Below are 14,571 nucleotides of genomic sequence, written 5' to 3'. Positions count from 1 at the left end.
GGGGTTGACTCGTTGTGATTAAGAAACTACTGATTGCCAATCGAGGTGAGATTGCTGTCCGGATAATCCGTGCCTGCAAAGAGATGGATATCGAAACGGTGGCAATCTATTCGGAAGCAGACAAAGAAGCATTGCATGTACAGCTGGCTGACGAAGCATATTGTGTCGGTCCGGCACCAAGTAAAGAAAGTTATTTGAATTTCTCGAATATCATCAGTGTAGCGACACTGACTGGTGTCGATGCAATTCACCCGGGGTATGGATTCCTCGCAGAGAATCCGGATTTTGCAGAGCTATGTGCCGAATGTAACATCACGTTCGTCGGTCCTAGTGCATATGCAATCAATAAAATGGGAACAAAAGACGTTGCTCGTGAGACGATGCGCGAAGCTGGTGTTCCAGTCGTACCCGGTTCAAATGGTATCGTTGCAGACGCCGAAGAAGGCAAGCAAGTCGCAGAAGAGATCGGCTATCCAGTAATTATCAAAGCGACAGCAGGCGGCGGCGGTAAAGGTATCCGGATCGCCCGCACAGAAGAAGAGCTTGTAAAAGGAATCAGCGTAACACAGCAGGAAGCGGCAACAGCTTTCGGTAATCCTGGTGTCTATTTAGAGAAGTACATAGAAGATTTCCGTCATGTGGAAATCCAGGTGCTTGCGGATAACCATGGCAATGCGATTCATCTTGGCGAACGTGACTGTACAGTACAGCGCCGAATGCAAAAGCTGATCGAAGAATCTCCTTCGCCGGCAGTTTCACCGGAGATCCGTGCAAAAATGGGTGAAGCAGCAGTGAAAGCAGCACTTGCGGTTGATTATTCCGGTGCTGGTACAATCGAATTCATTTTTGACCGAAAAGATCACACATTCTATTTCATGGAAATGAATACACGTATTCAAGTGGAGCACCCAGTTACGGAGCTAGTGACAGGTGTCGACTTGATAAAGGAACAAATCCATATTGCCAATAATGAGCCATTGCATTATGCGCAGGAAGATATCACGTTCAACGGATGGGCTATGGAATGCCGTATCAACGCAGAGAATCCATTCAAAAACTTCATGCCTTCACCAGGTAAGATTGATCTTTACCTTGCACCAGGCGGTTTAGGTGTACGTGTGGACGGTGCTGCTTATCAGGGCTATGCTATTCCGCCATTCTATGACAGTATGGTTGCGAAGCTGATCACGTACGGTAAAACACGTGAGGAAGCAATTGCCCGCATGAAGCGCGCTTTAAGTGAATTTGCAGTGGAAGGTGTGCATACGACGATTCCGTTCCATTCCCGTATGATGGAGCATCCGGTATTTGTAGAAGGGGACTTCAACACGAATTTCCTTGAGAACTACACAATAATGGAGTAAATAACCGAAAGGATGTGAGATCTTTGCAAGAGCAATCCTTTGTATCGATCGGTCATAAAGGAGCACTTGGCAATGTCATGCTTTCACCTGCTGTAATTGAGGTGATAGCAGGAATTGCAGCAAGTGAAGTGAAGGGTGTTATGGCAATGCGGGGCGGATTTGCCACGGGTGTGGCAGAGAAGCTTGGCAAGAAGGCACACGGCAAAGGCGTAAAGGTTGAACTTACGGAACAGGGAGTGGCAATCGACGTTTTTATCACAGTCAGTGCCGATTGCAGAATGCCCGAGGTAGCCAAAGATATCCAGCAGCATATCCGCCAGGCGCTGCAGACGATGACCGCACTTGCGACCAAAGAGATCAATGTCCATATAGTAGGTATACAACTCGATCAAAAAGCGGACACTGTCGAGTAGATTGTTTTCGCTGGAAAAGACCTTGGCTGGTTCGGCCCTGAGGTCTTTTCTTTTGTTCAAAGATAGATTTAAGCCTATATATCATGTTATGATTTGATGAGATGAGTTAAAAGGAGATAGAATATGAAACGACGTACGGCACGGGAAACTGCCTTCCAAGTCCTCTTCCAGATGGACATGAATGATATTCAGCCAGAAGAGGCTGTGGAAAATGTATTAGGAGAGCCGTTGCAGAATGCTTTTTTGGCTAGTCTTATCAATGGCGTAATCGAGCATAAAGCTGCAATCGATGCAAAAATTGCCGAGCATTTGGAGAATTGGTCATTCGATCGGCTAGCAAGTGTGGAGAAGACTGCATTGCGAATCGCAGTTTATGAGCTTCTCCATCACTCAGATGTACCACAAGGCGTAGTCATCAACGAAGCAATCGAGATTTCGAATCTTTTCGGGGATGAAAAATCGGGCAAATTCGTTAACGGCGTACTATCAAGAATAATTAAAAAATAAGGGAGCGGATGAGCATGACAGCAGAATTAATCTACGGAAAAGAACTTGCAGCAACGATTCGGGAAGAACTGAAACAAGAAGCAGCAGCACTGAAAGAACAAGATATTCTGCCTCATCTGACCGTTGTCTTAGTCGGAGACGATCCTGCCTCCAGATCATATGTTAAAGGGAAAGAAAAAGCTTCAGCTGAAATTGGTATCAGTTCCGATTTGATTGAGCTGCCAAGTGCGACGACCCAGACAGAGCTTTTGGACCTTATTCAGCGGCTGAACTTGGATGCAAGTGTAAATGGCATCCTTGTCCAATTGCCTCTTCCTGCTCATATCGACGAACAAGCTGTCATCAACAGCATTGATCCGGAAAAAGATGTAGATGGCTTCCATCCGGCCAATGTTGGGAAAATGATGCTTGGTGAAGATACATACTATCCATGTACACCGTACGGAATCATTCAAATGCTAAAGTCGAAAGATGTTGAGATTGCAGGTAAAACCGCTGTCATCGTCGGCCGGAGCAATATTGTCGGCAAGCCGATCGGTCAGCTGCTTTTGAATGAGCATGCAACAGTTATCCATACACATTCCCGCACTACGGATCTTAGAAGCTTCACGAAGCAAGCTGATATCCTTGTTGTGGCTGTTGGACGTGAGCATATGATCAAAGCCGAGGATATCAAAGAAGGCGCCATCGTGATTGATGTAGGTGTGAACAGGAATGCGGCAGGCAAGCTGACAGGAGATGTCGATTTTGAACATGCAAAGGAAGTTGCCTCCATCATCACACCAGTGCCGGGCGGTGTAGGCCCAATGACAATTACCATGCTGATGCTTAATACGATCAAAGCAGCCAGACGCCAAGCAGCAGCGGTTGTGTAAGGAGCAGGACAAGTATGAGTGACGACCGTTATTTGACCGTGACTGCTTTGACCCGCTATATGAAGCGCAAGCTGGAAACGGACAAGCATTTGAAGGATATTTGGCTGCGAGCTGAAATATCAAACTTCAAGCATCACAGTCGCGGTCATATGTATATGACGTTAAAGGATGACGGAGCACGGATCCAGTCCGTTATGTTCTCAAGTCAAAATAAAGGAATGAAATTTGTCCCTGAGAATGGGATGACCGTTTTGATCCGCGGAGAAATCGGCTTATATGAGCCCCAGGGCCAATATCAGCTTTATATTCAGCATATGGAGCCAGATGGAGTAGGGGCGCTGTATCAAGCTTATGAACAGCTGAAAGAGAAGCTGGAAAGAGAAGGTTTATTTTCACAAGCCCATAAGAAACCGCTCCCGGCATATCCGGAGCATATAGGTGTCATCACATCCCCGACCGGTGCTGCCGTAAGGGATATTCTGACGACGATCAGAAGGCGTTATCCGATAGTAAAAGTGACGGTCCTGCCTGTCTCGGTTCAAGGTGATCGTTCAGCTCCTTCACTTGTACAGGCTCTCTCTTATGCGGAAGAACATGATTTTGACGTGCTGATTATCGGAAGGGGCGGCGGCTCGATCGAAGAGCTGTGGAGCTTCAATGAAGAAATCGTGGCACGTGCTATCCACAGGGTAAGCATCCCGATCATTTCCGCAGTCGGCCATGAAACGGACTTTACCATCAGTGATTTCGTTGCCGATGTCAGAGCAGCTACTCCGACCGGTGCAGCTGAATTGGCCGTTCCAGCCCGTGAAGAACTGCTGCATCGTTTAGCGCAGCTCTCAAACAGGATGCATTATGTTGTCCGTCAGGGCTACAGTCAAGAAGCAAACCGATTGGCCAAGCTCCGTAATTCTTATGCGTTCCGCTACCCAGAGCAGCTTCTCAGGCAGAAGGAAATAGAGCTGGATAAGCTTTCCGACCGACTAAGCAGAGCAGGGACTGCAGCTGTGGCAGCAAGACAGCAGCAATTCACCTCATTGGTCAACCGCCTTGCCCTAGTTCATCCAGGAAAACAAGTGCAAAATCACAGTCAGCAGCTGACTGCTTTGCAAGCCAGACTGAAGCAAGCGATGGAGAAGAAACATGAGAGAGAACAGCAGAAGTTTCACCATCAGATCAATAAGCTTTCTTTATTGAATCCATTGGAAACGATGAAGCGGGGATATAGTATCTCATACAAACAAGATACCCTTCTTAAGAGCGTGAATCAGGTTACTAAGGGCGATGATGTGCAAATCCATCTGGAGGATGGCACGTTAGACTGTATCGTCAAGGAAGTAAAGGAGGATACAAATGGCTGAGGAGAAAAAACAGAGCTTTGAAGAAGCGATGCAGCAGCTGGAGGAAATAGTGAACAAGCTCGAGCAAGGGGATGTACCGCTTGAGCAAGCGATCGGCTATTACCAAGAAGGTATGAAGCTTTCCAAGATCTGCGGCGATAAGCTCGAACAAGTCGAAAAGCAAATGGTGGAAATCGTGAATAATGCCGGCGAAACCGAGCCATTCACTGTACAGGAGGAAGAATAAGTGAGTGAATCGTTGCAGGAATATTTGAAAGCAGAGCAGCAGCAGCTGAATGCGTACATGATGCGTATGCTAGAAAATGACAACATGCTCCCAGACTCCTTGGCAGAATCTGTTTTATACAGCATGCGAGCGGGAGGCAAGCGGCTGCGTCCGATCCTTATGCGGGCAGCATTCGAATCTTTCGGCGGAAGTGGTGACAAAGTCCTTCCAGTCGCTGCTGCGCTTGAAATGGTACACACCTACTCTTTGATTCATGATGATCTGCCTGCGATGGATGATGATGATTACCGCCGCGGGCAGTTGACAAACCATAAGAAATTTGGGGAAGCAACAGCGATACTTGCGGGTGATGCACTTCTTACAAGAAGTTTCTCCGTAATCGGTCAAGCCCCTGGGATGGAGCCGGAAGATAAGGTCTATCTGATGTCTTATTTGTCGGAGGCTGCAGGGCCGGCTGGCATGATTGCTGGACAAGCTCTGGATATGGAAGCAGAAGACAAAGAAAGTACGCTTCATGAATTAGAGCAAATACATAATCTAAAAACGGGTAAGTTATTAACATATGCAATAGTCGCCGGTGCCTATTTAGCTGGGGTGAAGCCGGAGACGCTGGAGCTGATGAAACAGTTCGGCACCTACATCGGTCTGATTTTCCAGGTGCAGGATGATATTCTGGATGTCACAGGGGACGCATCTGTCCTCGGAAAACCGGTCGGCAGTGATGAAGAAAATAAGAAAAGCACATATCCAAAGCTGCTTGGACTTGACGGAGCGAAGGCGCAGATGGACAAATACGTCAACCTCGCACACCAATGTCTGGAACAGGCAGAAATCAAGGATTCCAGATTGCATGAGCTTACCGTTTATCTGAGCAGAAGGACGAGCTGACTGTTATTGATTGTAAGCTGCTAGCCAACTGTGATATATTGCTACTAGGAATATAGGACAGAACTGATACGTACGAACATAGAAAACGCCGTTATCACATATGTGCTAGCGGCTCTTTTTAAATAGGCTCCTGCACGGCCGAAGTGCAGAAATTGTCTGAAATTGATGTAGGAGAGATAGAAACAGGGTATAAACCTACAGGATTGATTTCTTCGTCCGGCGCAGAAATGTACCTATTCATACTATGCTGTCAGGCTGATCAGGCCGGTGACAAAAGGGGAAGGTTATATGGATTTAACAGCAATTAAGAACCCGGCATTCTTAAAGGAAATGTCTAATAAGGAGCTAAACGAACTTGCAGCTGGCATCCGGACATTTCTGATTGAAAAGCTGTCCGTCACAGGAGGACATCTTGGAGCGAACCTAGGTGTCGTGGAACTCACGCTAGCACTGCATAAAGCTTTCAATAGTCCGCAGGATAAATTTATCTGGGATGTAGGGCATCAAGCTTATATTCACAAGATATTGACCGGCAGAACCGCTGACTTTGAAACACTGCGCCAATATAAAGGCATGTGCGGCTTCCCGAAACGGATCGAGAGTGAGCATGATGTATGGGAGACAGGACACAGTTCAACGTCACTTTCTGCTGCAATGGGAATGGCAGCGGCTCGGGATATGTTGGAAGAGGATTATGAGGTCCTGCCAATCATTGGGGATGGCGCCCTCACAGGCGGGATGGCATTGGAAGCGCTGAATAATATCGGCGATGAGAAAAAGAACATCACCGTCATCCTTAATGACAATGAAATGTCTATCGCGAATAACGTCGGTGCGCTGCATCATGTTTTGGGGAGAATGCGCAGTGCGGGTAAATACAAGCGTGCGAAAGATGAAATGGAAACGCTGCTCAAAAAAATTCCTGCTGTAGGCGGTAAACTTGCTACTGCTGCGGAACGAATGAAGGACAGCATGAAGTATTTCATGGTCCCTGGAATGTTCTTCGAAGAACTTGGCTTCACCTATTTCGGTCCTGTTGACGGCCATAACTTCCAAGATCTTGAAGAAGCAATCAACTATGCTAAAAAGACAAAAGGACCGAAGATCATCCATGTTGTTACCCAAAAAGGAAAAGGGTATCATCCCGCTGAAAGTGATAAAACTGACAATTGGCATGGTGTTGGACCATATAAGATCGAATCCGGAGAAAAGATCAAAAGTTCTGCTACCGCACCTGCTTGGAGTAAGGTTATCAGTGAAGCAGTTCTTGAGAAAGCGCGTACGGATAAACGGATTGCAGTCATTACACCGGCCATGATCCTCGGTTCGAAGCTGGAAAACTTCAAACAAGAAATGCCAGATCGTCTATTTGATGTCGGGATAGCAGAACAGCACGCCACAACCATGGCCGCCGGTATGGCAACACAAGGTGTAAAACCTTTCCTGGCCATTTATTCCACTTTCCTGCAGCGTGCTTACGATCAGCTGCTTCATGACATAGCAAGACAAAACCTCAATGTCTTTGTCGGAATTGACCGTGCAGGTTTTGTAGGAGCTGATGGAGAGACGCATCAAGGTGTGTACGATATCTCATTCCTGCGAGCAATGCCTAATTTCACGATCATGATGCCCAAAGATGAAAATGAAGCGCAGCACATGGTTCATACTGCTTTGGCGCACGAAGACGGTCCGATTGCTTTGCGTTATCCTCGCGGAAATGCACTCGGTGTTCCTGTGGATGAGGAAACGTATGCATTGCCGATCGGCAGCTGGGAAGTGCTAAAAGAAGGTACGGATGCTGTCATCCTGACATTTGGGACGACAATTCCGCTTGCAATGGATGCAAGTGAGTCACTTGCTGCGGATGGTATTTCTGTCCGTGTTGTAAATGCGCGTTTTATCAAACCAATGGATGAAGCGATGCTGCATGACATCTTTGCTTCCGATTTGCCGATTCTGACAATAGAAGAAGCAGCATTGAAGGGCGGTTTCGGCAGCGGAGTAATGGAATTCGCAGAGGAAAATGGCTATGATGCGGCTTCAGTCAAACGGATGGGTATACCTGACTACTTCGTTGAACATGGCAGTGTGTCGGAACAGATGGAGGAAGTTGGATTAACAAAAGATAATGCAATCGACAGAATCCGTAAAATAGTTAGAATGAATGAAGAGCAAAGGGCTTGAGTGGATGGCAAAAGTGAGATTGGATGTGCTCCTCGTAGAGAGGGGACTTATAGAAACAAGAGAAAAAGCAAAACGGACGATCATGGCCGGCCTAGTATATTCCGGTCAGGATCGTCTTGATAAACCTGGTATGAAGGTTGACGAAACTGCTGATCTTACTGTGAAAGGCAAAGTCATTCCTTATGTAGGTCGCGGCGGCTTGAAGTTGGAGAAAGCCTTGGATTATTTCGAAATCGATGTCGAAGGCCGGACCATGGTTGATATTGGCTCCTCGACTGGCGGATTTACTGATTGTGCCTTGCAGCGTGGTGCGGCTCGCAGTTATGCAATCGACGTTGGGTATAATCAGCTCGATTGGAAGCTTCGGAATGATCCGCGTGTCGTTGTAATGGAAAGGACAAACTTCCGTTATGTCACGCCTGATATGATGACAGAAGGACTGCCGAATTTTGCGTCAATCGATGTGTCTTTCATTTCTCTGCGATTAATTTTGCCTGCGTTGAAGGAAATATTGGCACCAGTAAGCGATGTTGTCGCGCTGATTAAACCGCAGTTCGAAGCAGGACGTGAGCAAGTAGGCAGGAAAGGAATCGTACGAGATCGGAAAGTACATTTTGAAGTACTGGAGGATACACTGAAATTCAGTGAATCACTCGGTTTTCAGTATGAAGGACTGACTTTTTCGCCAATAACAGGAGGAGACGGCAATATCGAATTCCTGGCTCATTTAGCTTGGGGCAAAGATACTGCTGCGGATTTCCCTGATACGGAAGCGATTAAATCAGTCGTCGACGATGCGCATCAGCAATTAAGTGCGAAAAAAGGCGTGTCGGAGGAAGCGATGGAGGAAGACAATGAGTAAAATTCAACGTCATATCAAAATTCGTGAGTTAATCACAAACAACGATATTGAAACACAGGACGAGCTGGTGGATCATCTGAAGGATTTAGGGTTCAATGTGACACAGGCTACCGTTTCCCGTGATATCAAGGAATTGCACCTTGTCAAAGTTCCTACCTTTGAAGGAGCTTACAAATACAGCTTGCCTGCAGACAATCGATTCAATCCGCTTGAAAAACTAAAGCGTCTTATCATGGATGCTTTTGTGAGTATCGATACGACAAGTCACTTTATTGTACTTAAAACACTCCCAGGTAATGGCAACGCGCTTGCTGTACTTTTGGATAACCTGGATTGGGATGAAATTCTCGGTACAATCAGTGGGGATGACACGATTCTGATCATTTGCCGTACAGAGGCTGATACAGAATTTGTGAAAGATAAACTGCTGGCCATGCTGTAAACGGAAGTGAAATGAGGGGATACCATGCTTACAGAACTTTCGATTAAGGATTTTGCAATTATTGACCATATACGGATTCATTTTAAAGAAGGGCTTACTGTGCTGACTGGAGAAACAGGAGCAGGTAAGTCTATTGTCATCGATGCAGTCCAGCTGCTGAGCGGAGGAAGAGGTTCAGTTGAATTCATCCGACACGGTCAGAAAAAAGCAGAGCTGGAAGGTCTTTTTATCATTGATTCAACCGATCACCCTATTTATGCTGTTGGTGAGCAATTTGGTGTGGAAATCGATGATGGAATGGTAGTGATGGAGCGTACCATGACGACAAGCGGGAAAAGTATCTGCCGTGTGAATGGCAAGCTCGTGACTTTAGCTATATTGCGTGAATTCGGAAAAACATTGATCGATATCCATACACAGCACGAAACCCAATCCTTGATGGATGCGGATAAGCATATCGAGTTATTGGATTTGTACGATGCAGAAGCGATCGGCAAGGCAAAAGAAGCCTATACACTTCAATTCAAAGAACTTCAAAAATTGAAGAAACGTTATAAAGAATGGAATACGAATGAACAGGAAATGGCCCAGCGTCTTGATCTGCTTAAATTTCAATACAACGAATTGAAAGAAGCGGCGCTTCAGCCTGGTGAAGACGAACAGCTTACAGAAGAGCGCACAAAACTGATGAATTACGAACGGATTTATCAAGCGCTCCATGATGCTTATAACGCGCTTTACGGCGAGCAGAAAGGCTTGGACTGGGTAGGTCATGCTTTGGCTAGTCTTGAATCAGCTAGTTCTTATGATGAGGATATCCAAAAGCATCATCAGATGGTCAGTGAACAATATTATCTGATGGAGGATCTTACATTCCAGCTGAGCAGCCAGCTTGATTCGCTTTCTTATAATCCAGAACGATTGAATGAAATTGAAATGCGATTGAATGAAATAAACAGATTGAAAAAGAAATACGGACAATCGGTAGAAGAGATTTTGGAATATGCAGCAAGTATAGAGGATGAGATCGATCAGATTCAAAACCGCGACTCCCATATCCATCAATTGGAGCAGCAGATTGCGGATCTTGGTGAAGATACAATGCTGGAGGCAAAACAGCTTCATGATTTGCGTGTGCAAGCTGCAGTCCAGCTAACAGAGGCTATTCATGATGAGTTGAAGGATCTGTATTTGGAGAAAGCTCGTTTCCATGTGGATGTGCAGCTAAAGGCTGGTAATTCTGGTGATCCGGAATTGAATGGCAAGCCTGTCCAGTTGACTGCGGATGGTTTTGACGCAATCACATTTCATATCTCCACCAACCCGGGAGAGCCTTTGAAGGAGCTGCATAAAGTGGCTTCAGGAGGGGAATTATCTCGTATCATGCTAGCGCTGAAGCGTATTTTCTCAAGGCATCAAGGAGTGACCAGTGTCATTTTTGATGAAGTGGATACTGGCGTCAGCGGCCGTGTTGCCCAGGCGATAGGAGAGAAGATTTATGGTATCTCTGTAGGGTCACAGGTATTGTGTATTACGCATTTGCCGCAGGTGGCTTCCATGGCGGATACACATTTGTTAATTGAGAAGCATGTAGAAAACAACAGTACGCACACCTCGGTGACAGAGCTTGGCCAGGACACTGCAGTAGAGGAAATCAGCAGAATGATGACCGGGACTGTACTTACTGAAAAGACCAAAGAACATGCAAGGGAACTGATAACACTTGCTGGGCAATACAAACAATCATGATCCTGCCATACGCGGCAGGATTTTTTATTTATAAATAAGGAAAAGATAGGCGCTTTTTCTGATGTTTTCTGGGTTTAAAAAGCCCTCGTGAAAGTCAAACTAGAAGTACATAAACAAGCATGAACTGCTGTGGGGTAGGACTTCTAGGAGATGAGAAAATGAAGAATAAGGTAGCAGCACTGCGCATCGCCATTGGTCTTTGTCTGCTGGCTCTAGTATTAGCCGCACCATTGACAAATCCAGTACAGTCCTTTTTGAGCATACCCAAAACATTGACTTTGTTTTCAAATAACGATCCTTCTGATGCTCTCCCGGCCTTTGGTGACAGAGAGGCTGTTGAAGCCATTGACCAAGACGCTTTTAAGGGCCAGTCAACAGGCAAGCAAGACCTTGTCTATACGGTAGGCAGTATACCTGTCAAAAAGGTATCTGTTGATGTATTGTCAGATATCCGTATTGTTCCTGGAGGACATTCAGTTGGAGTAAAGCTTCATACATTAGGTGTTCTTGTAGTCGGTCATCACCAAGTTAGAACTGCAGAAGCAAGTGTATCTCCTGGAGAAGATGCGGCTATCTATACTGGGGATATTCTCTTGAAAATCGATGAGAAAGAAATCCACAGGATGGAAGAAGTTGCTCCGTTGATCGAAAAAGCTGGTAAAGCAGGTAAGCCTGTCAGCATTGAAGTGAAACGCGGCAGCCAAGTTTTGACTACTGAGCTTAACCCTGCACTGGATGATAAGGATAAACAGTATCGTATGGGTCTCTATATCCGTGATTCAGCAGCTGGTATCGGTACGATGACATTTTATGATCCAGCATCAAAGAACTACGGTGCATTGGGCCATGTCATATCAGATATGGATACCCAAAAGCCAATTGAGATTCATGATGGTACAATCGTCAGATCTAATGTTACGAGCATTCAAAAAGGAAACAACGGCAAACCTGGGGAAAAACTCGCTGAATTCAGTATGAACCGCAATCATATCGGAAACATCACGAAAAACAGCCCTTTTGGTATTTTTGGCAAACTGGAAAGTGATATGCGTCAAAATGAGGAAGAAAAAGCACTGCCAATTGCTTTAAGTGAGGATGTTAAAAAAGGACCGGCAGTTATTCGTACTGTTGTGGATGGCGAAAAGATTGAAGAGTTCGATGTGGAAATCGTCAACAGCGTTCCGCAGGATCATCCCGCAACTAAAGGCATGATCATCAAGGTTACAGACAAGCGGCTGCTTGCTAAAACTGGTGGTATCGTCCAAGGGATGAGCGGAAGTCCGATCATCCAGGATGGCAAGCTAATTGGTGCCGTTACACACGTATTCGTCAATGATCCGACGTCAGGCTATGGTGTGCACATCGAATGGATGCTTCAGGAAGCAGGCATCGACATTTACAAAAGCGATAAAAAAGCAAGCTGATAAAGGCAATTCCTGTTCGTTTACGAATAGGATTGTCTTTTTCTTTTTCAAGTCATACGGTATACTGTAAAGACAAGAAACACTTGTTCGGAACGCGACGAGTCGTATGCTGTCGAATGATGGGCAGGATTTCATCGTCTGGAAATAAAAGCGAGGTTTTTTTCAATTTGGCAGGAATTGACCTTGATGTGTCGAAACTATAACGTGGAATCATAAGGGATATTAAGGGAGGAAGCTGGGAATGGATAAGATAAAAGCAGTTTTGGTCGATGACAATCGAGAGCTAGTGCAGCTTATGGAGGAATATTTTGAAGACCAATCCGATATAGAGGTAATAGGAACAGCTTATAATGGAAAAGATTGTTTAGATATGCTGGAAGATATCCAGCCGGATGTCGTCGTACTCGACATCATCATGCCACATGTCGATGGATTGGCGGTTCTTCGTACATTAAGAGAGAGAACAACCGCACCGATGCCGCATGTGATCATGCTGACGGCTTTCGGTCAGGAAGAAGTAACAAAGAAAGCAGTCGACCTTGGTGCTGCTTATTTCATCCTTAAGCCCTTCGATCTTGAGAACCTGGCAGCACAGATACGTCAGGTAAGCGGACACGGTGGAAGCTACGAGTCAAGTCCAATTCGCGTAACAAAAGAGAAAAAACGCGATAAAAAACCGAATCTGGAAGCGAGTATCACCAATATCATCCACGAAATCGGTGTGCCGGCACACATCAAGGGTTATATGTACCTGCGTGAAGCAATTACAATGGTCTATAATGATATTGACTTGCTCGGCTCCATTACCAAGGTTCTTTATCCAGACATTGCTAAAACGTACAATACAACAGCATCACGAGTGGAAAGAGCAATCCGCCATGCTATCGAAGTAGCTTGGAACCGTGGAAATATGGATAGCATTTCCTCCCTGTTCGGTTACACAGTCAGCATTTCCAAAGCGAAGCCGACAAACTCCGAGTTCATTGCTATGGTGGCAGATCGCCTGCGGCTTGAGCACCGTGCCAGTTGATGCTGAATTGGATTGATCGTAATATCCAGCAGACCGAAGTTAGGTTTGCTTAACTTCTTTTAATTCAATATCTGCAGGTTTAACGCTTCTGTTTATCGATCGCCGATAAGCGAGGCGTTTTTTATTTTGTGTTATACTACCTGCGATGCTTGACTAACAGCTATTCCAAGGGTATACAATAGGACTATCATCAAGGAGAGGAAGATACATACGAAGAACAAGTGCTGCAACACACTGCCTCCTCCTTATTTTGTCAGAAAAAGTGATAAAATAATTTTCTTGAGGAGTAAAAATTTATGATTACTGCATTAATAGGAATTTTAATTGGTACGGGACTATCATTTCAAACAGCTGTGAATTCGCAGTTGAGAAAGTTTGTTATCTCTCCGTATCTGGCTTCCATGATCTCGTTCGTGATTGGGGCTCTATCTTTAGCCGTTATAACGTTGTTAACAGGTTCTCCGCTTGGATTATCATGGGGATTCATCTCTCAACAGCCAGCTTGGATTTGGCTTGGTGGTGTTCTTGGTGTCATTTTTCTGACTGTCAACATTTTGTTATTCCCTAAATTGGGGAGTGTTCAAACTGCCATAATGCCGATTCTAGGACAAATTATCATGGGAATGCTGATTGATAATTTTGGATGGTTCCATTCTATGAAGGAACCATTTGATATGTATCGGGTAATAGGAATAGCTTTAGTCATAATTGGTGTTTTTCTTGCAATTGCTATACAGGAAGTTAGACTAAGACGAGAAAAAACGAGTGAAAAGAATCTTAATTTATGGATTTGGCGTCTAGTCGGAATAGGGTCAGGGATGCTGATGTCAACACAAGTTGCGATTAATGGCCAGTTGGGCATTGTTTTACAATCCTCTTTACAAGCGGCTTTTGTCTCTTTCTTCATCGGCGCACTGACATTGATTATTGTAGTCGCCTTAAAAGAACGAACTTTTATAGGTATAAGAAATCCGATAAAGCAGCATGCACCATGGTGGGTCTGGCTAGGTGGCTTTTTAGGGGCAGCATATGTCCTGATTAACATTTATTTAGTAGGACAAGTGGGAACAGGGCAAACGGTTGTCTTAGTCTTGTTTGGACAGATTGCAGGAAGCTTGCTAATTCAGCGTCTGGGATTGATGGGTTCTTATAAAGCTCAGATTGATTTTATACAAATAGTTGGTCTTGTACTGATCTTGGCAGGCGTAATTTTAATTAGGATGTTTTAATGCAAGAGAAATTGTCA

Annotated in this window: 14 protein-coding genes; all 14 read left to right on the top strand. The window is 45.2% G+C overall.

Features of this window, described 5'->3' with window-relative positions; genetic code table 11:
* Positions 1-14 precede the first annotated feature (14 nt).
* Entirely contained in the window at positions 15-1,364 is a 1,350-nt protein-coding gene (gene accC / locus SFC25_RS04990) for an acetyl-CoA carboxylase biotin carboxylase subunit (RefSeq protein WP_411214228.1), read from the top strand.
* Positions 1,365-1,387: 23 nt separating this feature from the next.
* Positions 1,388-1,777 carry an Asp23/Gls24 family envelope stress response protein gene (locus tag SFC25_RS04985; RefSeq protein WP_174416613.1) on the top strand — a complete coding sequence of 130 codons (390 nt, stop codon included), beginning with the start codon at positions 1,388-1,390 and terminating at the stop codon, positions 1,775-1,777.
* A gap of 123 nt (positions 1,778-1,900) precedes the next feature.
* Positions 1,901-2,284 (top strand): transcription antitermination factor NusB, encoded by a 384-nt coding sequence (gene nusB / locus SFC25_RS04980; protein WP_038561192.1) that lies wholly within the window; start codon positions 1,901-1,903, stop codon positions 2,282-2,284.
* 14 nt (positions 2,285-2,298) lie between these two features.
* On the top strand, positions 2,299-3,159 hold the full coding sequence (gene folD / locus SFC25_RS04975) for a bifunctional methylenetetrahydrofolate dehydrogenase/methenyltetrahydrofolate cyclohydrolase FolD (RefSeq protein ID WP_411214227.1): 861 nt from the start codon (positions 2,299-2,301) through the stop codon (positions 3,157-3,159).
* 14 nt (positions 3,160-3,173) lie between these two features.
* Positions 3,174-4,520 (top strand): exodeoxyribonuclease VII large subunit, encoded by a 1,347-nt coding sequence (xseA, locus tag SFC25_RS04970; protein WP_411214226.1) that lies wholly within the window; start codon positions 3,174-3,176, stop codon positions 4,518-4,520.
* On the top strand, positions 4,513-4,746 hold the full coding sequence (locus SFC25_RS04965; protein WP_411214225.1) for an exodeoxyribonuclease VII small subunit: 234 nt from the start codon (positions 4,513-4,515) through the stop codon (positions 4,744-4,746). The genes xseA and SFC25_RS04965 overlap by 8 nt, the downstream gene beginning before the upstream one ends.
* The gene (locus SFC25_RS04960) at positions 4,747-5,634 is read left to right on the top strand and encodes a polyprenyl synthetase family protein (protein WP_411214224.1); all 888 of its coding nucleotides are present in this window, start codon (positions 4,747-4,749) and stop codon (positions 5,632-5,634) included.
* 288 nt (positions 5,635-5,922) lie between these two features.
* A complete protein-coding gene (dxs, locus tag SFC25_RS04955) occupies positions 5,923-7,818 on the top strand; it encodes a 1-deoxy-D-xylulose-5-phosphate synthase (RefSeq protein ID WP_411214223.1) in 1,896 nt (631 codons plus the stop codon).
* A 4-nt stretch (positions 7,819-7,822) separates the two neighbouring features.
* Complete coding sequence (locus tag SFC25_RS04950) at positions 7,823-8,680, top strand: TlyA family RNA methyltransferase (protein ID WP_411214222.1); 858 nt, start codon at positions 7,823-7,825, stop codon at positions 8,678-8,680.
* Entirely contained in the window at positions 8,673-9,122 is a 450-nt protein-coding gene (ahrC, locus tag SFC25_RS04945; protein WP_038561172.1) for a transcriptional regulator AhrC/ArgR, read from the top strand. The genes SFC25_RS04950 and ahrC overlap by 8 nt, the downstream gene beginning before the upstream one ends.
* A 24-nt stretch (positions 9,123-9,146) precedes the next feature.
* On the top strand, positions 9,147-10,871 hold the full coding sequence (gene recN / locus SFC25_RS04940; RefSeq protein ID WP_411214221.1) for a DNA repair protein RecN: 1,725 nt from the start codon (positions 9,147-9,149) through the stop codon (positions 10,869-10,871).
* A gap of 158 nt (positions 10,872-11,029) precedes the next feature.
* Positions 11,030-12,295 carry a SpoIVB peptidase gene (gene spoIVB, locus SFC25_RS04935; RefSeq protein ID WP_411214220.1) on the top strand — a complete coding sequence of 422 codons (1,266 nt, stop codon included), beginning with the start codon at positions 11,030-11,032 and terminating at the stop codon, positions 12,293-12,295.
* Between the two features lie 241 nt (positions 12,296-12,536).
* A complete protein-coding gene (gene spo0A, locus SFC25_RS04930) occupies positions 12,537-13,325 on the top strand; it encodes a sporulation transcription factor Spo0A (RefSeq protein WP_411214219.1) in 789 nt (262 codons plus the stop codon).
* A 296-nt stretch (positions 13,326-13,621) separates the two neighbouring features.
* Complete coding sequence (locus tag SFC25_RS04925; protein ID WP_411214218.1) at positions 13,622-14,554, top strand: DMT family transporter; 933 nt, start codon at positions 13,622-13,624, stop codon at positions 14,552-14,554.
* The last annotated feature ends 17 nt before the right edge of the window (positions 14,555-14,571 follow it).

This window comes from Terribacillus saccharophilus (assembly GCF_046592595.1).
In the GTDB taxonomy this organism is placed as follows: Bacteria; Bacillota; Bacilli; order Bacillales; family Amphibacillaceae; genus Terribacillus; species Terribacillus saccharophilus_C.
The sequence above is the reverse complement of the archived record's forward strand: the minus strand, read 5'-3'. Positions and strand labels throughout refer to the sequence as shown.